This window comes from Vibrio sp. Isolate24, from assembly GCF_022398215.1.
GTDB lineage: Bacteria > Pseudomonadota > Gammaproteobacteria > Enterobacterales > Vibrionaceae > Vibrio > Vibrio coralliilyticus_A.
In genome coordinates this window covers 762008-785267 of the sequence record NZ_JAKEUU010000002.1, presented here as the reverse complement: position 1 = coordinate 785267, position 23260 = coordinate 762008, and the positions used below count along the sequence as shown (strand labels likewise).

Annotated in this window: 18 protein-coding genes; 10 read left to right on the top strand and 8 right to left on the bottom strand. The window is 42.3% G+C overall.

Annotated elements, in window-relative coordinates:
- Nucleotides 1–160: 160 nt before the first annotated feature.
- On the top strand, nt 161–334 hold the full coding sequence (gene rmf, locus L1D23_RS11835) for a ribosome modulation factor (RefSeq protein ID WP_006962151.1): 174 nt from the start codon (nt 161–163) through the stop codon (nt 332–334).
- Between the two features lie 138 nt (nt 335–472).
- Here the strand turns inward: rmf and fabA are convergent, their stop codons facing one another.
- Both fabA and L1D23_RS11825 read right to left on the bottom strand, forming a co-directional pair.
- Nucleotides 473–991, bottom strand: a complete 519-nt coding sequence (gene fabA / locus L1D23_RS11830; protein ID WP_004743352.1) for a bifunctional 3-hydroxydecanoyl-ACP dehydratase/trans-2-decenoyl-ACP isomerase — start codon at nt 989–991, stop codon at nt 473–475.
- Between the two features lie 91 nt (nt 992–1082).
- Nucleotides 1083–2726 (bottom strand): Lon protease family protein, encoded by a 1644-nt coding sequence (locus L1D23_RS11825; protein WP_239866520.1) that lies wholly within the window; start codon nt 2724–2726, stop codon nt 1083–1085.
- Nucleotides 2727–2892: 166 nt separating this feature from the next.
- Between L1D23_RS11825 and matP the strand changes: the two genes are divergently transcribed.
- From matP to L1D23_RS11810, 3 genes are all read left to right on the top strand, one after another.
- On the top strand, nt 2893–3339 hold the full coding sequence (gene matP / locus L1D23_RS11820; RefSeq protein ID WP_239866518.1) for a macrodomain Ter protein MatP: 447 nt from the start codon (nt 2893–2895) through the stop codon (nt 3337–3339).
- A gap of 9 nt (nt 3340–3348) precedes the next feature.
- Nucleotides 3349–3660 (top strand): DUF3634 family protein, encoded by a 312-nt coding sequence (locus L1D23_RS11815; protein WP_239866516.1) that lies wholly within the window; start codon nt 3349–3351, stop codon nt 3658–3660.
- A 111-nt stretch (nt 3661–3771) separates the two neighbouring features.
- Entirely contained in the window at nt 3772–5016 is a 1245-nt protein-coding gene (locus tag L1D23_RS11810; RefSeq protein ID WP_239836414.1) for an HDOD domain-containing protein, read from the top strand.
- Nucleotides 5017–5220: 204 nt separating this feature from the next.
- Here the strand turns inward: L1D23_RS11810 and L1D23_RS11805 are convergent, their stop codons facing one another.
- From L1D23_RS11805 to L1D23_RS11780, 6 genes are all read right to left on the bottom strand, one after another.
- Nucleotides 5221–5403 (bottom strand): hypothetical protein, encoded by a 183-nt coding sequence (locus tag L1D23_RS11805; RefSeq protein ID WP_239866514.1) that lies wholly within the window; start codon nt 5401–5403, stop codon nt 5221–5223.
- A 361-nt stretch (nt 5404–5764) separates the two neighbouring features.
- A complete protein-coding gene (locus L1D23_RS11800; RefSeq protein WP_239866513.1) occupies nt 5765–7180 on the bottom strand; it encodes a leukocidin family pore-forming toxin in 1416 nt (471 codons plus the stop codon).
- 1 nt (nt 7181) lies between these two features.
- The gene (locus L1D23_RS11795; RefSeq protein ID WP_239866512.1) at nt 7182–7688 is read right to left on the bottom strand and encodes a cytolysin secretion protein; all 507 of its coding nucleotides are present in this window, start codon (nt 7686–7688) and stop codon (nt 7182–7184) included.
- A gap of 831 nt (nt 7689–8519) precedes the next feature.
- Entirely contained in the window at nt 8520–9569 is a 1050-nt protein-coding gene (locus L1D23_RS11790) for a hypothetical protein (RefSeq protein ID WP_345779104.1), read from the bottom strand.
- Between the two features lie 106 nt (nt 9570–9675).
- The gene (locus tag L1D23_RS11785) at nt 9676–11286 is read right to left on the bottom strand and encodes an FAD-binding protein (RefSeq protein WP_239866508.1); all 1611 of its coding nucleotides are present in this window, start codon (nt 11284–11286) and stop codon (nt 9676–9678) included.
- Nucleotides 11287–11351: 65 nt separating this feature from the next.
- Complete coding sequence (locus tag L1D23_RS11780; protein WP_239866501.1) at nt 11352–13193, bottom strand: carotenoid oxygenase family protein; 1842 nt, start codon at nt 13191–13193, stop codon at nt 11352–11354.
- Nucleotides 13194–13621: 428 nt separating this feature from the next.
- Here L1D23_RS11780 and L1D23_RS11775 point away from each other — a divergent pair, with 428 nt between their 5' ends.
- The 6 genes from L1D23_RS11775 (at nt 13622) to L1D23_RS11750 (ending at nt 22736) form a co-directional block, all read left to right on the top strand.
- Nucleotides 13622–15253 carry a methyl-accepting chemotaxis protein gene (locus L1D23_RS11775; protein ID WP_006962199.1) on the top strand — a complete coding sequence of 544 codons (1632 nt, stop codon included), beginning with the start codon at nt 13622–13624 and terminating at the stop codon, nt 15251–15253.
- A gap of 37 nt (nt 15254–15290) precedes the next feature.
- The gene (alr, locus tag L1D23_RS11770) at nt 15291–16508 is read left to right on the top strand and encodes an alanine racemase (RefSeq protein WP_019277109.1); all 1218 of its coding nucleotides are present in this window, start codon (nt 15291–15293) and stop codon (nt 16506–16508) included.
- 189 nt (nt 16509–16697) lie between these two features.
- Nucleotides 16698–16985: a hypothetical protein gene (locus L1D23_RS11765; protein WP_006962197.1), complete on the top strand. Its 288-nt coding sequence runs from the start codon at nt 16698–16700 to the stop codon at nt 16983–16985.
- Nucleotides 16986–17071: 86 nt separating this feature from the next.
- Complete coding sequence (locus L1D23_RS11760) at nt 17072–19468, top strand: hypothetical protein (protein ID WP_239866499.1); 2397 nt, start codon at nt 17072–17074, stop codon at nt 19466–19468.
- Between the two features lie 207 nt (nt 19469–19675).
- Nucleotides 19676–20194, top strand: a complete 519-nt coding sequence (locus L1D23_RS11755) for an adenylate kinase (protein WP_239866497.1) — start codon at nt 19676–19678, stop codon at nt 20192–20194.
- A 796-nt stretch (nt 20195–20990) separates the two neighbouring features.
- Nucleotides 20991–22736, top strand: coding sequence for a hypothetical protein (locus L1D23_RS11750; protein ID WP_239866495.1), 1746 nt, complete (start codon nt 20991–20993; stop codon nt 22734–22736).
- The last annotated feature ends 524 nt before the right edge of the window (nt 22737–23260 follow it).

Here is a 23260-nt window from a genome sequence, read left to right as displayed (position 1 = left end):
AATTTTCATCTAGGGCACAGGTTCACATTTTTGAGCCTGTGCTTTTTTTATGCCTTGAGAAAGACCAGATTTTGATCGATTCTTAATGGTGGAGTCATAAAAGCTCCACAAAAAGTTAATAGTAGTACGTTAGAAAAACTTTATGTATGAGGACGACACTATGAAGAGACAAAAGCGTGACCGCTTAGAAAGAGCTCAATCTCAAGGCTATAAAGCAGGCTTAAATGGCCGCTCAACGGACTCATGTCCATATCAACAGATGGATGCTCGATCTTATTGGCTCGGTGGTTGGCGCGATGCCAGGGAAGATAAACACTCTGGTCTCTACAAATAACAGACTCAATCCACATACGATATAAGGAACACAAAAGCCCCGAAAATTCGGGGCTTTTGTTTGCATTTTTAACGCACTATAACTAAATTCATTGGCAACAAAAAAGCGACTCGATTGAGTCGCTTACAAAAGACTTGCTTAAAACGCAGATGTATCTTGGAAAAGGCCTACTTTAAGGTCTTTCGCTACGTAGATTTCTTTTCCATCTACAAGAACGCGGCCATCAGCTAGACCCATTACAAGCTTACGGTTAACAACTCGTTTCATATGAATTTCATAAGTAACTTTCTTTGCAGTAGGCAGGATTTGACCAGTGAATTTCACTTCACCCACACCTAGAGCTCGGCCTTTACCTTTGCCACCAACCCAACCAAGGAAGAAGCCAACAAGTTGCCACATCGCATCAAGGCCTAGACAGCCAGGCATCACTGGGTCACCAGGGAAGTGACAATCGAAGAACCAGAGATCAGGAGTAATATCGAGTTCTGCTAGAATTAGACCTTTACCGAAATCACCTTCAGTTTCAGACATCTTAGTGACGCGGTCCATCATTAGCATGTTAGGTGCAGGTAGCTGGGGGTAACCTGGGCCAAATAGCTCACCTTGGCTAGAAGCTAATAGATCTTCGCGGTTATAAGAATCACGTTTATTTTGCATTATCAATTACTCCAAATTTTGATAGCAGCATGTTAGTGAACACGTGTACGCTAAACAACTCCGATCAGTCTAAATGTGACTAATCTTTGCTCTAAGAGAACCAGTTTTTGATGCGTTCCACAATTCCCTGTGGATGTTCATGTTTTTCATAGTTATCAATTCGTTCCGCAATTTTATGAATCACGCTAGTTTCATCATCTCCACGGAATGGTTTGCCCATAATGATAGGAATAGCTTCATCAACCGTTTCCACCGACCAAATATGGAACTCATCATTCTTAATGCTTTCTACTACATCTTTATGAAGGGCTAAATGTTTTAGATTCGTTTTGGGTAAAATTACCCCTTGTTGGCCAGTGAGGCCTTGGTGTTTACAAACATGGTAGAAACCTTCAATCTTCTCGTTAAGGCCACCGACTGCTTGCACTCGTCCAAATTGATCTACGGCACCAGTAACGGCTATTTGTTGATTTATTGGATATGCCGAGAGTGCACTGACAAAAGAGCACAACTCAGCGAGCGTTGCGCTGTCGCCATCTACTTCACAATAAGATTGCTCAAACACGACCGAAGCTGAATATGGGAGAGGTTCATCCAATTGAAGCGCACTTGAAACGAAAGCTTGCATGATCATCATACCTTTTGCGTGAAGGTTGCCACCTAGTTCTGCTTTGCGTTCAACATCGGAAATATCGCCATCACCAAAATGAATAACACATGAAATTCGTGCGGGCTCACCGTAAGGAAGAGGATGACCTGAAACATCGATGACCGTCAGACCATTTACTTGGCCAATACACTCACCCTGAGTTTCAATAATCACTTGTCCATCTAAGATATCAGATAATGCACGCTCCGGAAGATATGACTCACGCTGATATTTTGCTTCTATAGCTTTATCTAGTGCGCTTTCACTAATTTTTTGCCCATCGGAGTAGAGGGATGCTTCTTGAAAGAGCGAGAGATACCACAGTGGTTCAATCGGCATATAGCGTTGATCTTCGGTATACCTTGCACCAGCGACCATTAGGCGATGAATAGATGCTGCAGAAAGCGATGGCAAACCGTATTCCTTTAGCAAGGAAGACAGATACCCTAAATACGGTCTGATAGATTGTTCACTTAATGTGATTTCGTGTTCGATCTCGGTATAAGAAGCCAAGCCATTATAGAGTTCACCATCCAAGTACTCTAAATCAGCGATCTGATCTCTATTGCCTACGACAATGAGTTTAATGTTGTAAGTTGAAATAGGGCAGTCGTTTGCAATGTTGCTTGGTGTGACGTTGACTGGGCTAACCTGTTCGCCAAGAAAGACAGATTTAAGCATTGGCCAACTACTTGGATTCGCCAGAAGAATATTCGCCGATACTACAAGATAACCGCCATTTGCTTTTTCTAAAAGACCTTGTTTTTGTGAAACAATTTCACCAAGCTTATTACATGAATAAGTGCCAAGTAACTCGTTTATATTAATGCTTTCAGATGAAATAATTGGGCTGTTAGATAACGAAGATAAACCGTTTTTAATACTTGTGCGGTAGAAAGCATTATCAGGTGAATTGATTACGAGAATTCTAGAAAAGCCTTTAATCTCAGCAAAGGTTGACAAGGCTTGCTTTAATCGAGGTTGAACATCCAGAAAGCTAACATGGGGTAGGCTTTCAAATTGCGATATAACATCGTCATAATGGGAGTATTGCGGTGTGACGGCATGCCAGCTTTCTTGGTTCATCGACAGTATTCATGTGCTTGAAAAGGTCAGAAATTATATAGAAAAACCGCTAAGTATGACATAGCCAATTTAATGTGATGATCTAGGTCGATTTTTCTACAATAAAGATTGTATCTATAGTGACGCTGAGTTACGCTGTCACCCAAATTCAATGGAACTGCTTACAATGAAATATCAACAGCTTGAAAATTTAGAATGTGGTTGGAAGTGGAATTATCTCATTAGTAAATGGAAAAACGGTGAGGAGATCACTCGTCACGTTGACACTAGTGAAGCTGAGGCTGCGGTGAATGAGTTGCGTAACCTTGAGCATGAGCCAACAAAAGTTCTGGAGTGGATAGAACTTCACATGTCTCTTGAGTTAGACAATAAACTCAAACAAGCCATTCGAGCAAAGCGTAAGCGCCATTTTAATGCCGAACAGATACACACCAAGAAGAAGTCAATTGACTTGGACTATCGAGTTTGGGAAAAGCTGTCAACGCGGGCAAATGAACTGGGCTGTACTTTGTCTGATGCCATTGAATATCTGCTTTCGGAGGCCTCTAGAAGTGAAAAGGCAAGCAGAGCAGTCAACACTCTCAAAGAGGATCTGAGTAAGTTACTAGATTAAGGAGTAGATATGCTTTATGTAATTTTAGTGGCGGCCATTGTTATCTTTTGGCTGGTAGCTATTGATAGACCAGTCTTGCGAGTTCAATTTAAGTTGGGGCAAATCACTAAGGAAAAAGGTCACTTTCCTCCTACTTTTCGCCACAATGTTCTCGATATTGCTGAGCGCGATCCTTTCGATGGCGAATTTAAAGTCTATCAGCAACGGACAGGAATGAAACTTGTCTTCTCTAAACAAGTTCCGAAGAAGATCCAGCAGCGGATAAGAAATGTGTTCCCTCATCAAGGTTTTCAGTCCAAAGGTAAGAAAAAAGCGCATTAACAGAACATCATTTATACCTAAGCCCCAGTGATTGGCATCAATCACTGGGGCTTTGCTATTAGGTTTTTAGTCAGCACTCTTAGGTATAATTGTTTGTGCTAATGTTAAATAATGATTCTTCCCATGGGGTATTTCTGTTTGCTACTTACCAACAAAAAATACAATGAAGAAGCAAATCAGCTGGCTGGAGCAATAGCTGCATCAACCAGAGAACGTTACGCCAAATGGCTTGTTAGTATTAAGTATGTGCTTGATCAGTCAGACGTTGATTCAGTGCTCAGTCGGCAGAGCGAGTTTTGCGACACAGTGATTCTCAATGAAAAAGAGCGAGTAATGAAAAACCAGCGCCTCTTACTGGAATGTGAAAGTAGTAAAGTCGAGGAGAGGCGCCAAGCGGCAGAAGCAAGGCAGAAGATACATGAGAGTGTAATAGGGGACATTTCCAAGTTAGCGACAGAAGGAATGATAGAAAAGCTTGCAGAGCTAGAGGTGTTAAAGTTATTCGGGCGTTTCCCTGACTTTTCTTATTTTTTAAGTATCGCGTATTCGCCCTCAGTCAGTTATAGCAAGCTCGATGTTTTAGCCGTCAACGACAATCAATTAAAGAATAATCTTTTCGAACTATGCAGGAATCCCAAGTTTTGTGCTCGTTTGGGTAAAACGGTAAGAAGTTTCACTGACACGAAGATGGCAATAGGCTTGCTTGGTATTGATAACAGTCGTGTTTTGTTTCCAATCTTAATGGTTAAGCCTTTGCTACGTTGGGATGAACCAACCACTAAGCTGATAGCTCCAAAACTTTGGCAACATATGATTTTGACAGCAAATGTTACTCGTATTCGCCTAGAGGAAGCTGGTGTAAAATCACCTGAGCAGGGAATAGCAATCGGCATTTTACGGACTATTAGCCAGTTTGCTATTGTTAACAACTTCCCGATGATGTTCGAAGATACCTTAGTAGAACGAATGCAGTTCTATCGTGATAAGAATCGTCGTGAAGAATATTACGCTTGCGCGGAGATTAAGCCCATTATGAGTGTGCTTCCAGACGTTATTCTTGGTTTAGAAAGTTTACTAACACGTAAAGTGGTAGAGCATATTGAGTGGTCACCCAGAAATATACACCTAAAGAATGCTTTACTTGAAGATTTAGATGACATTCCCATATTAGAGCGAAGCCCTTACGGGGTTGCTTTAGCCCAAGCTCAAGCCTATTCAATATATGATGCGCTTGATCGTAGTAGTGTTTTTGTTAATAAGCATAAGCCATTTTGGTTCGCCAATGTTCAGATGCCACCAGAGGCATTAAAAGCTATCCGTAATTGTAACCCTGGCCGTATTGACTTGAGTGTCTGAGTTAAGATAAACACCATTTAACGCACTATAACTAAACATTTTAATATCAAAATATTATCAAGATCATAACGATAATCGCCAACTTCATCATAGTTGAACTCATACTCCTACCAATAAAAGGGCCGCCTATATTGACTGATGATGGGCACTTTTTATAAATCGAACAAAAAGAAGTCCTCAGCGTAAACGTTGAGAACTTTTCTATTATGGCGCAATGACGATGTCAGAATCTTCTGTGGTGAACAAGTTGGCTTTATTTTGCTTTATGAGCTGTGCTGCGTAAGAAGGAGTGACCGCATGAATATCGCCTTTAGCTCTAAGAGTATAGGCTTCCCAAGCGTGATCGCGATATTTACCGGTTTGAGTATATTGGATTAGTACTTTCATCTGGCCCTCACTGTGTAACGGTTTGTAAACCTACTGATAACAATAATAGGGCCGTTTAAGTTATGCACCTGCTAAAAATGAAACATAAGATTAACTTCTGCTACCTAATTTTGTGGCACAAGAATCGCACCGCTATTTGGCTTGAAATTAATTATAGATATAAGAGAAACGTACTATTACGAACGATCCCAGTCCTCGGTTTTTTGTGTAATCAAAGCGACGATTTGAACAAACATCTGGAACAGGCTAACTATTAATCAGCCAAGTTAGAGTGGTTTTCTATCCGAGCTTCTCTGTCTAAAAAGAGTGTTTTCAAATAAAAACGGAAGACAGTGTCTTCCGTTTTAGCTTCATTACAAAATTACAGTTTGATTTTTTGTAGTGTTGGTTTCCATCTCGCGTGTGTTGCTTGATCTTCAGGCGTTACTCCAACGTTACGACCGTCTAGAATGTTAAGCACATAACGTTTATTGGTACCATCGACGTATCGACTGATCAGCTTGTCACCTTCCCAGAACCATTTTTGAGCAAGGTTAGAGCTGCATGACTCAACGGTTAGGTTCTTATCATCAGAAACCGTCAGACAACGATCTGGTGCAACACGGCTGCGGTAACGCTCATTACTATCTAGGCCCCAAGTCTGATTCCAACTTCCGTGACAGCTCCAGCCATCCACTTGACCACCCTCGGCTTCTTTATCGCCGTTGGTACCATAAACGTCTAGGCACAAGTCGTTGTTGCTTAACGACTGTAAGGTTACGTGTGCCTCAGCTTCAAACAGTGGGTGACTCCAGTCTATACGAACTGTACGCGGAATGGACCAACCTGTTGTTGCCCAGCCGCCAGGTCCATAGACGGAGAAGAGTGCCGATGGAATAACGTCGCCATAGCGTGCTTTGGCAATAAACTTCGCACCGATTTCAAAATCCGTAGTTCCTGTCTGAGAGACTGGAGCTTCGTAGATGACGTCGTAGTTAGGTTTGAAGTTAGCGTAAGAGATTGGGTTGAATTTCGATTTATCGAATACCCATCCGCTTCCCCAGTGTGCAGATGTAAAGTAGCAGCCTAGTTCTTCACGGCGTAGCTCTTCACATTCATCAAATTCGCGCTCAAAAGCAACCTCAAAATCACTGAGTGAAGAACGGTTGTTTACACGGTAGTCTTTGGTATCAAACACCAATGTTTTTTCATTCTTATAGCTGAATGAACCACTGACTTCTGCGCTGACTTTAGGCCCATCTTTGCCAACCTCCGCACCAGCGGAGCCATTAATACCGATAGAGTAGCCATGTGTATCACGATGCTGGTAATTCTTATTCTCGTTATGAGGAAAGTCGCTGACTTTCTTTGGTACGTAACCTGAAACTGGTTTTACCCATAGCTCGTAACTGCTTGCAAATGGACCTATATATGTACGTCGATTCGCCCAGCTTTGGAACCAGCTGTGATCCTGTTGAAGGTCATCGACGAGGTGGAAACCTGTGCCAGGTTTATCAGCTTCAACGGTAAAGCGCACGATCTTAGCGTCAGGTGTAAAACCTTGTGAAGTTGATGACTGAACCGAACGCATCTGGGATACGTTAACGCGAATATCAACTGAGGCCCCCGCGTTACACCAATCTCGTTTCGTTTCAAAATCTTTACTGGTATACAAATTACACGTCAGCTTGGAACTGGTGATGTAGTAGACTTTCTCAACTACAGGAACGTAATCATCCGCAAACGCGTTGACAGAAGCCGCAAGCAAGGAAAGTGTGAAAATAGTAGAAGTTTTCATGTTACTCCCCTCCAAAACCAAGGCGATCAAGTGCATGAACCAATGATTGCTTAATGCTTTCTAATTCAGCCAATGGGTTATTCACTGGCTCACCGTTTTCGTCACGAACGTCCGCCACAATAGAGTTGATGATATTGTCGCCTTGATACATTCCAGTGACTACTACAGGTGCGTCACTACCAAGCCCTGTTAACGATTGGCTTAACTCAATTTTTGCATCGTCACCGGAAACTTGTTTTAGGTCGATAACCACTGTATCACCTTTCACAACATGAGATTTTGCCTGGGCTATATCATCATCAGATGCGGTTCCTACATTGATGTAGAGTAAATCGGTCTTAGCCAAGTGTCCGTTGTAAAACTGAGTTGATTGCTGATAGTGCTCAGTAATTGACTGAGAAATTTCACTTTCACTTCCAAGTATCTGAATATCAGCAAACGCATGTGCAGCAAACAAAGAAGAGAGTAGGGTAAGCGTCCCTAACACTTTAGTTCTGTTATTTTGCATACAAAAATCCTCGTAAAGAGTTATTACTTAATAACAATTTAAACGTTAGTTAACTTTCCATGATATTTTGTTGTCATCCTTGAACGAGAATAAATACCTCTTGGAATCAAGCTATATTCCAAATCAATCCCCGTGTTTTATTTAGTACCACGATCAATGGATTTCGGGAAAGGGATTTTTTAGGTGAATTAATTGAATTCTTATACTAATCAATTAGCACAAAATGTGATATTAATTCAGTTTAAACCATGATTGGTCTATGACATTATTGCTCGGAAATGATACAGACTTTGTTCTTTTAATGATCTTAATGCCACTTTTGTTATTTAATTTAAACAGTATTAAATGAGTTTAATATAAAAAGAGTAGATGATGGATTTTAATATAACCATCTGTTTAAAAGGAAAATTTTTTGTTGTACATTAGTTTTTAAGTGATCGTTATAACAGTGAATAGCTCTTCATTCAGGTGTTGCTAAAGTGCTCTCAGTCATATGTCTCAATATTGATAATGTTAAAATATTAATTAAAGTAATTGCTCTAATTAAAATTCAAATATAATTTGGAATTTTAAGCTAAAATCAAAACATAGATCACAAATGTTTCTTATAGGAAACTTCAGGTATTTTTATGATTTTTTATCGTTCGGTATAATAACCAGACAAGCTTTAAGGCATAATGTTAAAACAATTATGTTCAGTTAAGGTTTATATTTTAAATACCTCTAAATTAAAACTTCCTAATGTAGGAAACCGTTATTTAATAAAAATATTAAAAGTATAAGGCCTATGAAATGGCTGGGTTTTCCAACCATTTTATATAGGCCAGCTGCTTATTCTGTAGACAAGGCATCGCAATAGAAAGGACCACTGAACTCAAGCAATGCTTGCGGAATTTCGATGGATTCTTCCAATTGCCCAAAGTCATACAAAGAGAATTTTACATCCGCTTTCATAGACTTCATGTACTTTTGTTCACCACCAAAAATGATAACGGAAGGAAATTCAAGAGGATAAAAATCATCTAAATCAGATTTTGCCTCCATCACCATTTTGTATCTGAGTTTGTTCATTTCAACTTTTAGGTAGCCAGCGCAAGAATCATATTCACGCTTGACCGATAGGTTTCCAATGGCGGGGTAGAAAATAAGGTCGTAGTTGTCTGAAATGTAGCGTCCAGCCCATAACTCTATATTGGAGTTTCCAATTTTAGCACCTGTGAACATGTAGTAGAGATCATCGGAGAGCCCCATACTATAAACCATACCTGCACTCGATTCTTTGTCATACCAGCCTTTATCAACCTGAGCATAACCGCTTCCAAACAAAGACACGTCACCATCAGAGAAGCTGTATTGAATTGGTGTTCCTACAGTATAAAGAAACCATTTGCCTCCGACACCGGGCAATTCTGGAATGATACCAAATGGGGTTTGCCCTGGGTTTAATCCTCGCCAATAATGAGCATGCTCGCCATCCCAACGCATCGAGAAATGGAAGTCATTGTAGGTCACTTCAACCGAGTCTTGATTAGCTACGACAACCCCCGGGATTTCATAGTGAAAAAGTGTCGCATCATCAAAACCTTTCATAATGAGTTCGTCACGGAAGATATCGTACTTAATGGTTTTTCCATTGAGTGGAGTAAAAGCAAGGTGAACGTATGCTTTGGGCGTTGGCTCATCAAAATCAGGCGCTATATAGCTCTGGAGGCTGATTTTGAAATAACCCACATCCGGTACCGCAACATTATAGAACCACTGTTCTGCCCAAGTTTTATCTGAGCTTGGTACATGTGGCCGAATATCATCTAAGGTAGTCGCAGACACAGTTAGACTCAACAGAGAAAATGAAGCTGTGACGGCAAGCAAAATCGATTTCATATTCATCGTCTGGAGTTCCTTTAAATCAATAGAGGATGAGTAAAGGGAAATAAGTATTGATGCTAATCGGCCACAAGGAGTTCTCCCTATGGCCAATTGACACTAGCTAGCGACAAATACGAGCGTCGGTGAAATGCAGCCCAGCCTGACATTGCGTTCCAGACTGACAGTGCTCATCTGTCTGACAGTAGCATTCCCCACGGACGTTACATCCTGGCGTTAAATAGTCATCCATAGGGATATCTCCACTTACGCGCTCCCAGAAAGGGTTGGTAAAAATATTGTAAGGATCCAGCTCTGCTTTCGCCTGTAAGAACTCAGGCCACATCGGGAATCGAGAAGGCATATCCTCGAAGATCGCAACAGAATTTTTGCCCCAGTGAGGTCGTGCATCATACTTACGCAATGACATCTGCTCTATTTCCAGATTCACAAAGTAATTCTTCGGTTCCTTTTTACCTTCTTGACGCAAGGTGTATTCAATACCCACAAATGCGGTTTCGCGACCAGCACTCATACCAATATAGCTGTCAGACGCTTTACCAAAGCGGAAATAAATGCCATTGAGAGGGAAACACGTTCTTGGGTGAGCCGCGACTATCTCACGTACGTCACTGATCCAGTCAGGCAAACGCTCAATATCAATGGCCACTTCCTGAAGTGCGATAGGAAGTCTGTCCCAAATACATTTGTTGGGATCTTTACATTTGAAGTACTGCATTTGATCAGAGTAACCAATAGGTTCACTCACTTTCTTGCCAGTATGAGTATCGCGGAAGTAAGACTTCGCTCTGGCGTTATAACGCGCAACGGCGGCTAGACATTGCAATCCAGTGCCCGGAAATTCGTGAGCGGCATTAAACAGCAAGCCGAAGAAGAACTCTTCTGCATCAGACACATCCGCCTGAGCATTATACGCTTCACCTTGCGTCTCCAATGGAACAGGGTTGTATAAGGTGGTGGTATAGCGGCCAAGGCCAGGGAACCAGGCAATATTGGCTGAGTAGTTGTTGCGAGCGATGTCCAGAACAACATCTTCCAATCCAGAATCGTCACGATACCCTGTCACTTCTGCTTTGACTTTAAACGCTTCCTCGATAGCCAGCGTGACTTCAACGACGACACCTAGCACGCCCAAGTTGACGCGAGCAGCGTCGAGTAAATCGCCGTTTAATACACGAACGTCTCCCTGACCGTCAACGACTTTAAGCTCTGTCACATAGTCCGCCAGCATATTGCTAGGTTTGTCTAATGTTGAGCCGTGTGTGCCACTGCCAAGCATACCGCCGACTGTGAAGATGGCTAACTCAGTGACCATGTTGATCGCATAACCTTGTTCACGAAGAAAGTCATTTAAGTCGTTAAACCTCATACCCGCTTCAACTGTGACTCGTTTATTCGTTGCATCGAAATGAACGATCTTATCCATATTCTTCAGCGTGAGTTGAACTTGGTCATCACCCGCGCAGGCAGCATCAATCTGGCTGGCAAACTTACGGTTACCCGTCATCACTTTTTTACCGCGTATCAGTGCATCTTTAATGATAGCCTGAACGCCTTCAATGGATTGTGGGTCATAAACCGCTTCAGGATGACAAGTATAGGTCCCTTGATAATTGGAGATTTCGCGTTCAGGCTCGCTCGTTTGAAGCGCAAAGGCTGTTCCTAATGCAGCCGATATTAAAGTTGCGCCGAGCGCGAGAGTTCTTATTCTCATTAAATATTCCTTATTTGAAAGCATCGTGACATTGAGCTTCATCAGCTCGAAATTAAAATTTGTTATCAGCCAAATCGTGGCAGTATTTGTTGCTCGATAACGTCCCGAACGGCACGTCGATGTTGAGGAACTCGACTGCGGAAGAACTCGCCAACATTGGCTTGGTATCCGTCAATCGGTCTTGGCCCTATCTCTGGAACCCAAAGCGCATGATTCGTTGTCGCAAAATTGAGTTGGGAATGACCTAAAATGGCAAGCGGGCCTTGAGAGAGGTTTCTCGCATCAAAAATCCAGATTTCTTTACCGTTGCCAATGGTGTTGGTTGGCTCCTTACGAACCACCGCAGTAAAGACGTAGCCGTCATCTTGCGCGTGGCTACCAGGTCTCGACATAAACTGAGGCGTTCGCATTACACAGTCAGCAGGAAATTGATAAGCGTCGGTGACTGCCATCTTTTGACAATCCATATGGACGAGCGCGGAAGGTTGGTCTTCTTGAGGCAACGAGTCATTGGTAAACAGGCGGTTAGGGTATTGATCGTACGCATCCGCGACACGCTCAACAACATGGTCTTTTCGATAACCCACAGCAGCCCAATAGATATGGTCAAACTGTTCAGGGAATTGGAAATGACCTCGGTAAGCGGGATCGTTCATATCCCAGAAAAGCTGGTCATCTCGAATTAAACGAAAATCACCCGTAATTTCACGTACTGAATCAGATTGAACTTGAATGCGCGCGCGAACGAGGCCACCCACATCCACCGGTGCGGCAGGATAACCTGCGAGCGAATCACTGACTCTTCCGCCGAAGAGCAATCTATCTCGAGTATATTGCGGCTCAGATTTATCCATCGCGCCCAGATACTGCCCATAGAGCGTAATTTCGTTTTCATGATCATCGTAATTACACATGACATCCGAGGTATCAAAGTTAAGCTCAATGTAATCGGCTGTGACAATGTCACGATTTGAGAGCAGGTCTTTCTTGCGAATAACCCATACAGGCGTGCGATGTTGCTGAGCGTAGACTGAACGGACACCAATCATTCTTAGCGGCTCAACTTGTGCCGCTGTTTCAAAGATCAGAACATGATGGCGGGTGACACCCAGTGAATGCGCAGTCGCAGCGATAAATGCTGGTCGGCCATCTCGTCCGACAATATCCCAACCTTTAAGGGCGCTTTTCTTATCCCATTTCAGGAGCCGGATAAATCCATTCTTGGTGCCTGTATTTGAAACGTTACCGCCATAGTTGATGGTAAAACACTCGTCTGATTCGAGATCAAAGTATGGGTGACCAGTGGTCCGTACCTGAGGAAATAGCCATTTGTCTGGCGTCAGTGCGTCCATCCATGGTGGTAAACTGCTACGCCATTCATCGTAATGACCGATGGGCGTAATTAGATCTAATGTCGTCGCATCAAATTCATAAGGGACGCCGCCTTCGTAACTCAAAGCGAAACGGTTATCACCGAGATAGTTGGGCGCGGTATTACAGTAGTTCACAAATCCCATAGAAGGGCTGTAATACGCCATACCACCTAGCAATTTGAATCTATCAGGCCAATAGTGGATGTGCTGTTGCATGATAGCAGAGGGAGTGTCGATCATTTTGCGCATAAACGACACTTGCCCAAGGGAGAAATCCAAGCGGGTCAGCGCACCACGACCACTCGGGCTAAGATGATCCCGCTCGAGTGGAATGCCTTCAGCAAAGAACACATGGCCCATGATGTCATCGGGTAATTGCCCGTAAAGCAGATTTAGGTTGCCCGAAGAGGGCGTGAAGTCTGCTTGCATTATCGACTCTGGGAAAAGTGAGTGATTCACAGTCGGTGAAGCGAACAGCTGCCCAGGCACAAGAGTAACACCCGCTAATCCCTTTAAAAAAGTACGTCTTTCCATAGCTCTCATCAATAAGTAATTGGATGCATATATTGGAAAGTAGATGAGATTTATAAAGTGTATTGAGGAATGTTAGAAATTATGAATTGTGGCAGAGAAGTGGTGCAATGACTCTAGTCGATTACACAGTGAAGCATCAATAACATACTGAAAATCTGCTACTTTTATCATTACTCAATTCCTCAAACTCACTAGTGACAACGTCACCACATCTGTTCTAAGCACTATCTTTTCATTAGCATTATCTATTGCTTCTCGCTATTCACATTATCCTTGCCTATCTTTATTGAGTATTAAAACAGTATGAGTATTCGGCTGTGACTGGCTGTACTCGTGCTGAATAAAGAGTGCGTGTACCGCAAAGTCCTTGAAGAGAGAAGGATGTCATACACAGGGCACTCTTAACTTAGATGTAAGGTACCTAACGTATGCATGTGAAGAACCTTTCGATCGGCAAAAAAATTGCCTTAGCGTTTGTCGTTATCGCCGTAATGAATTTGGGCTTCGGCTTTTTAATGCTGAGTGAACTAAGGAACATTAAAGCCGAACTCCTCAACTATACCGACGATACACTGCCTGCTGTCGAGAAAGTCGACTCTATTCGAGACCAGATGTCGTTATGGCGAAGAGCTCAGTTTGCCGCCTTTGCGATGAGTGATCCTGCAAAAGTTCAATCCACCATTTCAAGCAACGAGAACATTCGTCAGGAAATTAATAAAGGGCTCAGCGCCTACGGAAAGACCGTTTGGCCTGGTGAAGAAGAACAAACCTTCAAGCGACTAGATAAGAAGTGGCAAGGTTATCTGGCGACGATGGACTCATTCAACCAAGCCATGTCCAACATGGACAAAGAAACCGCTTACCCCATATTGGCTAACTCACTTGGTGAGTTTGAGAGCATCGAGGCTGACATTAATATATTGGTCGACATTCTCAAAGGTGCAATGAACAGTAATCGGGAAGCGATTTTATCGTCAGTCGATGGCTTAAGCCGTTCAGCAATGATCATCAATGTTTTGATCGTCGCAGTCATGGTGATTATGACGATGTTTCTGACCCGACTTATATGCGGTCCTTTAGTTGTCGTTGTTAAGCAAGCCAATGCAATCGCCGAGGGGGATCTGTCTAGAACACTGGATCGCTCAGCGATCGGTAACGATGAATTAGGTGAGCTGGCTGATGCTTCGACCCGAATGCAAAGCAACCTCAGAGACTTGATCAACCAGAGCGTCACAGTGGTTCGCGAGCTCGGGCGCGCAGTCGATGACATGACGCATACATCGAACAAATCAGCGCGTGAAATGCAAGATCAGCAATCACAGGTCACCCATGTTGCGACGGCGATGGGGGAAATGAAATCCTCTGTGGCAAATGTAGCTCAAACCACAGAAGTCTCTGCTGAAAAAGCCAATGACGCGAATGGCAAAGTTCAAGAAGGGGCACGTAATACCAAAGCAATGGTCGGTTCTATTCAAAATGTCGCACAGATCATGGGGGAAGCGGGTGAAAGTGTAGCCGAGCTTGAACAACAATCGAACCAGGTTAATACCATTGTTGATGTGATCCGAGACATTGCCGATCAAACCAATCTTCTCGCACTAAACGCCGCTATTGAGGCTGCACGAGCGGGTGAGTCAGGACGAGGTTTCGCTGTTGTAGCCGACGAAGTTCGTACACTCGCCGGGCGTACACAGGCTTCCACAAGTGAAATCACCGCAATCATCGAGAAACTTCAGGCTATTGCCAGCCAGGCAAAAGAAACAACCGATCGTTCGCGTCAGCAAATCGAAACGTGCGTCGAGCAAGGTAATCAGTCTCAAGAACTTATGACCGCGATTCGTGGCTTTATCTCAGAAATAGCTGACATGGGAACGCAAATAGCCAGCGCGTGTAATCAGCAGGATAGTGTGGCTGAAGAGCTCAGTTCAAATATTGAGAGTATTAACATGTCTGCTCAATCTGTTTCTGCTGGCTCTGAAAGCACCGCACAGGGTTGTCAGGAGCTCAGCCGCCTGTCCGCCTCGCTCCAGCAAGCGATGGGTAAATTCAAATTGGATTAGTGATTCAGACGAATACGGTCTGGAATAGGGAGGTTTTATGGTTTTCCGCGCAACACTGGTTTCACTTGCAGTCGCGTCTGCACTATTTCCAATGGGCTCCATCGCTGCACCTATAGCGTTGCCTGACACGCCGCCAGCAATGAATCAAGTACAGCAATCGAACGCATGGCTTGAGATTAGCCTAGGTCAATTCAAACAAAACATGGCACAGTTTCGCTCTCATCTCAGCAGTCAAACAAAGCTTTGTGTGGTGATGAAGGCCGATGCCTATGGTAATGGAATACGCGGCTTAATGCCGACCATTCTTGAGCTCAATGTCCCTTGCATCGCAATCGCAAGTAATGCTGAGGCGAGGACTGTTCGAGATAGTGGGTTTGAAGGCCAGTTAGTTCGTGTTCGATCTGCCGATATTCAGGAAATTGAACAAGCCATGGATCTTGATATTGAAGAGCTTATCGGCAGCTTGGAGCAGGCGAATCAGATCAAATCTCTAAGCACAGACAAAACAATCAAAGTCCATTTAGCGTTGAATGATGGCGGCATGTCTCGAAATGGGATTGATATGAGTACCGAAAAAGGTAAGCAAGAAGCACTTGATATTGCGAAGCACCAAGGCATCGATATCGTGGGCATCATGACGCATTTCCCAAATTATGATGCTGACGAAGTGAGAAGCAAACTCGCCGATTTTAATCAAAGCTCAGCATGGCTGCTCGAAAACGCTAACTTGAATAGGGATGATGTTTTACTCCATGTATCAAACTCTTATACAGCATTGAACGTTCCTGAAGCGCAACTGGATATGGTGAGACCCGGCGGGGTACTGTATGGCGATCTGCCAACTAACCCGGAATATCCCTCAATTGTTAGTTTCAAAACTCGAGTCGCGTCTTTACACAATGTTCCTGCCAATTCTACCGTCGGTTATGACAGTAGCTACGTGACCAAACGTGACAGTGTATTGGCCAATTTACCCGTAGGGTACTCTGATGGTTACCCGAGAAAAATGGGTAACCGAGCCCATGTAATAGTGAATGGGCAACGTGCTCCGGTTGTAGGGAAAACATCGATGAACACGACGATGGTAGATGTTACTGATGTTAAAGGTGTAATTACGGGACAAGAAGTCACACTGTTTGGCCAACAAGCGAATGCACAAATCAGTGTCGGAGAAATGGAAGAACATGCTGAATTGATATTCCCAGAGCTTTATACCGTTTGGGGAACAGCCAATCCAAGGCTTTACATACCGTAACCAAGATCACATAAAGCGGTTCAAAGCCAGCGTGAGTGAGCCATTTAGATAAACTTCAAATTGGTTATAAACGCTGACTATATATAGGGTTGGCGACATCATTACTTCTTTTTAGACTTTTTCATTTTATATTCAATTATTTTGATATGAGAATAAGGCTCCTTTAAACCTATTGTCAGGGAGACAAATATGGAAAATGAAGCAGCCGCAATTATTGCTAAAAGCTCACCTCAACAAATCGCGACTGGCGAGTTAGTTGTCCTCAAAAACACCATCAAGAAATTCTGTAAAGGCCCTATGCGTTCTGAGCTCATGAAGTTAGCTAACTCAGAACTCGGGGCAATCTGTTCTAAGATCACTGCGGAGCGCATGCCAGTTTATCAAGCGAAGATCACCCACCTTAAAGAACTTGCCAAGTGCAACAATCAGTTGAGACTAAGAGACGAACTACGAGAAATCAGAAGTACTGGCATTTAACTCAGTTTAATTAAGCAAGGCCGTTAACCGCCTGATAAAAGAAATATTACAACAATAAATAACCACAACATCATAGGCTAATTAGCATGTATTACGAGAATAATAAGAAAGTCGTGAGAGCGGGGTACGCCCCAATTGAAGAAGAACAAGATGGCGCCAATGTCCAACCTCGACAACCTGTACAAGAGACACCCGATCCCGAACCAGAATATGAAATCAATGTAAAAATCCATTGCACGAAAGAGGAACTTAATTTTCTCCAGGCTGGCCAATGGTCATTGGGCCGCACTGAGGCTGAAATGCCAGTGTCACAATGGTCAAAAGAGGAGGCACATGAGAAAACAAGCATTCTGACCGCTCATTGCTTTCAAAGTGAAGAAAAGGTGCTCCACCATGAACTCTTCGCCAAACATCATACGACTTGCTTCGACGTTATACCTAAACCCAAAGGTACCAAACACATTAACGCCGAATTTATATCGGTAAAGTTAGCAATCAAAGCACACGAGAGTAAATTGGCATTTCCGACAAAGGGCTACTTTTATCACTTTGTTAGTGGAAAGCTAAGCCGTGAGTATTGTATAGCTGGAGAAGGGCGTTCAACGTTTCAGGCAACCTTGTCTGAAGCATCAAAACTGGATGATGAGCTGTTATCTAAAAATCAATTAACGAGTGTTTTGCTTCCATACAAACGAGAAGATGCCCCTGTACCCGATCAGCATTTTCTATATCGCTTGGAAAAACTTAGCCAAGATCAGCTAAATGCAGTGACCACTCAATGGCTCGACGAACACGCACTTAAACTGGAAATGGACGACATTGTTGCTGCAAGAACGTCAGCATTAGAGAAACGACCTGAAGCAGAGCAGGGCGCTGAAGTATGGCCCCCTTTAAAGCAGTTTAAAGCCGTTCACCCATTTGGCGATATATGGGGACAATTCAAACAACATAAGCTCAGTGAAACTATGGTTAATGTCATGCAGAGTCATTCGATTCCTGACAAAGTTCCAGTATTGATCCTCCCAGTCACGAAAGAGGAACAGCTACGCCAATACTGTACAAAGTTTGACAACTTTATTTTCTTTTTTCCAAACTCCCCTAACTTTGGTGAACAAGGAATTAACCTTAGAGCTATTAACGAATTCAAAAGTTACTTCAATAAGCCACCAAGATTTATAATCCTCACGGACGATGACGAGGAAAGTACAGGCTTTACTCAGACGGTGAGCTTCAAAGCCAAATGGAAAGACGATTACAAAATAGACAGTCAATTACAATCGTTTTATCAAGAGTTTGGCGGTGAAGGGGCCATAGTCGAGAAAAACGCAAAAAATCAAACCGTACTTACGCTCGCATCTAATATTGAAGGTTGTCCAACCAATGCGTCTGAGCTAGGTGAGGCGCTAACTGCGTTTAGTGAGGGTCAAGCGGTAGTTTACACAATGTCCGATGATACTCACGGCCCAGAAAAAACCGGGTTGTTTGAAAACTATTCGGAATACCCACTTGAAGGCACTTTTACTTTCGTTCTCACTCAAGAAGGTAAAGATACAGCACAAGATAAGTTTAAAAAGCTATGCCCTGACTGGGAACAGCAGTCGTTTGACTTTGAAAGGCTTATCGATAAAAGAACTCATCAAGGTAAAACCCTATTATTGTCTGGTGCGAGGGATTCTTATGCACAGGTTGCAGACTATGATTCAGGTGAAGTTATTGAGGTACACATGAGGGATAAGGATCACAAGCCCGATAAACGTACAATCTATGAAAATGGCAAAGAAAAAGACTACCCGTGTGGCATAGATGACAACGCAATTTATCGAACACTGATTTCCGACAATGCGATAAAAGAGTCTGAGTTACCTCAAGCTATCCAGCATGGACTTAACTCGATACTGAATAACGATCAACTCTACCTAGTTTACAACTATGGTTACCATCAGGTACCAGCAGAACATCGTCAAGATCTGATTGAAACACAACACTACGCATTCGAAAACTTGAGTAAGAAAGCCGTTGTTCTTGTTGTGGGAGACAAACACATCCCTGATTTGGGCTCTTATGATTCTATCTCTATTGATAGCCCTGATTTGATTGAAACTCTCAACAGTCCTTCAAATAAGGCTCTATTTGTAACAGTAGGTAGATTGCCGGCTAGTGTAAATAACTTCCTGATAAAGAAAGTTAACCTGGTTTTAGCTGAAGGAAAAGGTTCAATATCAATAGCTCAAGAGTTTGGTGTCAACTATGTCATTCTTCCTCAAGAAAGCGGTCTAAAGACGGACTACCATTCCTCTGGAAAAGAGTTAGTCGAATGTTCAAATAATTTATATACCCCTTGTGACGGCGCCAAGTTACTTAGAAAAATAGCAGAGGGGGCTTACGCTTCATCATATAAAGCAATGTGTAGCGAGCAAAGCCTAATATTAGAAACCTTCTCGGGCTTGTATCAAAGTAGTTTTGGACCTTTTGACAAAGCTTAATTTTTGAATAACGAACACATTGACATTGCTCAGAGTGTATACGAGGATGAAAGTATGAATAGAGATCTTAAGCGCCACTCAAACCGAATTACCATCATTCCATAGGAATGGTGGGAAGCAGTACGCGTTAGATTTTTAAAACCCACCGAATCGAGGTGGGTTTTCTGTATCTGCCTCGTGGGTTCAGTCCTACAATAAGGAGGTAACATGAAGAAAATCGCAGTTTTCGGCAAGCCAGGAAGCGGAAAATCAACGCTGAGCAAACAATTGGCACGCGAGACAGGCATTGAATTGCATCAACTTGATTCGATCGTCTACAAGAAAAATGGTGAGCAGATTGATGCAGAAACGTTCACAGAAGCCCATAACAATATCCTCGAAACCGAAAGTTGGATAATTGACGGGCTTGGACCAATAGAGTCGTTCAACCAGAGACTAGATGAAGCTGACACCTTGGTTTACATCGATCTTCCGTACATCACGAGTTTTTGGCTAGTCACCAAGCGGCTTTTAAAAGGATTAATAGTTAAACCTGAAGGTTGGCCAGATGGAAGCTCAATCTGGAATGGCACAATCCAAAGTTATCGATTCCTAAAACTCAGCCCAAAGTTTTGGAATGACAAGTTCATACATAGGTTAGAATCTATTTCGACAAACAAATCTCTACACGTCATCCGATCCATTTCCGAGTTAAACAGTTTTGCGCGTGACCACATCAAGCAATGAGTTTAAGAAGACTCATAATATGCAGCTTAATCATCGATAGATGGTTAAGTTGTATATTAGATATTTTATGGTAAATCCAATTATGTTGAATGGATTTCAAAAAAGAGAGGAGTAACAGCAATAAACGAGTCAGATTTTACGTAGATGAATACTTTATTTAACTTATCTATGAATTAGACCTTGTACACGTATAGTACTCTGAATAAATTCCATTGAATTACAGTTAATTAGACGCTTAGTTAACGTTTTCTGTACGAATTTTGTACATGTATAGTCAATATATTCCCTTAAATATACAGTTGTGACGACTTTTGTACATGTACAAGGAGACGTCTCTAAAGCTATTCAACACTTTTTGAGAAACAAGTGATTTTGATGATTTTAGTGATGAGCAGTAGGATACCAAAGTTACCTAAGTGGTAGAGGAAAATGTATCAAAAAATACACCATAGGCATGGTAATGCTCCATGCGTCCATCTTTCTCCGCTGATAACAAGGAAAAGCTTCGATTTTCTACGATCCGAGGCTAAAAAGGTTTTAGGTTTGACTAAACTTTCACAACTCTAACCAGCTACATCGGATGTTTGTTTTTTCTTCTGTTTAATCTGGCTTTTCTAGGAGTAACAGTTAGTAGTTTCTTTCAATGATATTTCCAAATTTTTAGTTTTCCCCATATTTGACTGCAAAGATTGTCAAATCAGCCAAGTTTTAAAGCTGTCAGTTATCTACGCTGTTGATGAGAAATTTACACCGACTCGTCATTAAACAAATTGCAGTTATAAAGGGAGAAACAAAAATGAAGGAAACCTATTGCCACCACTGCTTCGTAAAACGCGAACACAACAATGATGTTAACATCAACAATGCATACAACTGCCCATGTCTACATAACCAGATCGATATTGGGTTAACCAGTACTTTCCCTTACACAGTAGGACGGCAGTTCATAGCCAACATGCCAAAACGGAATAAGTTGATAAAAGACGAGCCTTATGTAGTGGATTGGTATAACTTGACTCAGATAAAAAAAGCCAAGAACTTAACGCCAGAACTGCTTCTTAAATTGTCTCGGCTTGATCCTAGTAGTAAAAAATTGATTATGCCGTCAGATTCTGATGATGACTTTACAGATGAAGAATTGGATCAACTCAGAGCTTCCGCTCTTGCTGCATTTCGGGAGTCTGGTGGCAATACGCTTTTACCATTGCCCGAACATTCTCAAGGTGGTTCAACAGAGCATATCAATAGTTGCTTAAACTCACCTTATGTCTTCGTTAATACCGTTGGTTTGGAAGATCAACTTTCCTACGAACTATCCGCTAATTTTGATGACTCGTTGTATTTCAAAGAGCTGGGGGAAGATCTGGATCTTAAGGACTTTATTACTCGGGATGACAAAGGCAATATCTCCAGCGCGGGAAGCGTGAGTTCTGATCAGGTAATAGATTTAAAGAAAGTTACTGACGTTGAGCGCCGAGAATACCTCAAATACTTAGGAACGCTTGGCTATGGCAACCTTAAGGGCCATGCTGTTAGTGGTTTTGCTCTCACATATGATGAAACGTCAAAGTCTCTACAAGCGAACATTGATATAACTGATAAACCGAAGCACGGGCCTTTAACCAGTACCAAGGAACTGCAGCAAAGAACCTCTAGCTCTCAGATATTTGGGCAAGGTGGAATACCCACCAAACAAACCGGTAAGCTTACTCTTACTGGTTTAGCTTTGTACCATAAAATGAATGCCGTATTACTCGACTATTGCCAAAACAATAAAAGCACCTTCAAGGGGGTTGTGAGCATTTTAGCTAAGGGTAAAAAGTCTGATTTTGAGAGCTATCAGCAGAAAAAGAAAGGTTTGGATAAGACAGATACCGAATATCTGTTTATCTCTTACAACTATCATAAAGGCGCGGACACCAATCCTGAGTTTAGAGAAGGTCAAAGCTATCCGTTAACTCAAGGCAGTTACGATAACAAGAAAAAGGGCCTAAAAGGTGGATTTGTGCATAAGTATAATGACCTAGAAATAGAGATTTATCACGAAGGTGTCTCAAACGCCAAATTCAGCGATACTGACATGGATCAGGACGTCATAGCCAAAGCACTACAAAATCAGTTTCATTTGTTGAGCTTAAATCGAGTGGTTGGCGCTAACATGGAGGGGCCAGTTGGTACAATCACTCGCAATACATCAGGTAGGGGGAACAACTGTCTATTTCATGCTACCTGGTTATCTACAATGGCACATAGAATTAATGGTTCACCAAATTCAGAAATAACCCAGAGACAAAACAGTTATTACAACAGCTACCGACGCGCAAATAATGTACCTGTCGGGCGTCTGATGGACTTAGAGCAGCCAGGAGATTTAAACGCAATAGAACAATATGTGCGTGACTTAGGTGTGTCACTAAGAATTTATCAACTGGCTCTTTATGGAGAGTGGGTGTGTGCCCATACCATTGTTAACGGACATGAGCCGTTTGTTGCCGTCGCTCATATACCACAGCTTAATCACTTTATGGCTTGTTATCCGTGATTGAAAACTGTAGAACACTCTCAAAATGTGGGGCTTGCTCTGTAAGTTGACTTCGAATCTGATGAGTATCATTAGCCGTACTATGGTAAGCATACATCTCCACAATTGTCCTATTTCGTCCATTTTTTATTGAGTGTTGACCATAGGCTGATTCTATTAGTCGGATCATCAACGATTGTTCCTGTCGCATTTGAAATTCAGAAGAAAAAACTTCAAAACAAAGGTAGGTTGAGTTTTGCTTTTTATGATCTTGCCACACATTAGGTTAATGTTTAATCAGCGATCTAAGCATTAGCCTTTACCTAAAACTAAATCATAACCTTGCTCTTTGATTCCTTGCTAATAGATTGAAAGCAATATACATACTTTGAACATTAACTATCCGAAAACGATGGTGACTGAAAGATGAATAATAACGAAACAACAAATCATCTAAATGGAAAAGGATAGCAAATAGCTTAAGAGTTTTATGTATACCATAACATTAACTAGCGCATTTTGAGAATATACGATATTGCAGTACA

Coding starts and splice junctions, on each gene's coding strand:
- fabA (WP_004743352.1), bottom strand. CDS start 991: ATGCAAAATAAACGTGATTCTTATAACCGCGAAGATCTATTAGCTTCT.
- L1D23_RS11800 (WP_239866513.1), bottom strand. CDS start 7,180: ATGAAAACTTCTACTATTTTCACACTTTCCTTGCTTGCGGCTTCTGTC.
- L1D23_RS11810 (WP_239836414.1), top strand. CDS start 3,772: ATGATTCTTCCCATGGGGTATTTCTGTTTGCTACTTACCAACAAAAAA.
- L1D23_RS11805 (WP_239866514.1), bottom strand. CDS start 5,403: ATGAAAGTACTAATCCAATATACTCAAACCGGTAAATATCGCGATCAC.
- L1D23_RS11795 (WP_239866512.1), bottom strand. CDS start 7,688: ATGCAAAATAACAGAACTAAAGTGTTAGGGACGCTTACCCTACTCTCT.
- L1D23_RS11815 (WP_239866516.1), top strand. CDS start 3,349: ATGCTTTATGTAATTTTAGTGGCGGCCATTGTTATCTTTTGGCTGGTA.
- matP (WP_239866518.1), top strand. CDS start 2,893: ATGAAATATCAACAGCTTGAAAATTTAGAATGTGGTTGGAAGTGGAAT.
- L1D23_RS11775 (WP_006962199.1), top strand. CDS start 13,622: ATGCATGTGAAGAACCTTTCGATCGGCAAAAAAATTGCCTTAGCGTTT.
- L1D23_RS11765 (WP_006962197.1), top strand. CDS start 16,698: ATGGAAAATGAAGCAGCCGCAATTATTGCTAAAAGCTCACCTCAACAA.
- L1D23_RS11785 (WP_239866508.1), bottom strand. CDS start 11,286: ATGAGAATAAGAACTCTCGCGCTCGGCGCAACTTTAATATCGGCTGCA.
- rmf (WP_006962151.1), top strand. CDS start 161: ATGAAGAGACAAAAGCGTGACCGCTTAGAAAGAGCTCAATCTCAAGGC.
- alr (WP_019277109.1), top strand. CDS start 15,291: ATGGTTTTCCGCGCAACACTGGTTTCACTTGCAGTCGCGTCTGCACTA.
- L1D23_RS11780 (WP_239866501.1), bottom strand. CDS start 13,193: ATGGAAAGACGTACTTTTTTAAAGGGATTAGCGGGTGTTACTCTTGTG.
- L1D23_RS11760 (WP_239866499.1), top strand. CDS start 17,072: ATGTATTACGAGAATAATAAGAAAGTCGTGAGAGCGGGGTACGCCCCA.
- L1D23_RS11825 (WP_239866520.1), bottom strand. CDS start 2,726: ATGAACCAAGAAAGCTGGCATGCCGTCACACCGCAATACTCCCATTAT.
- L1D23_RS11755 (WP_239866497.1), top strand. CDS start 19,676: ATGAAGAAAATCGCAGTTTTCGGCAAGCCAGGAAGCGGAAAATCAACG.
- L1D23_RS11750 (WP_239866495.1), top strand. CDS start 20,991: ATGAAGGAAACCTATTGCCACCACTGCTTCGTAAAACGCGAACACAAC.
- L1D23_RS11790 (WP_345779104.1), bottom strand. CDS start 9,569: ATGAAATCGATTTTGCTTGCCGTCACAGCTTCATTTTCTCTGTTGAGT.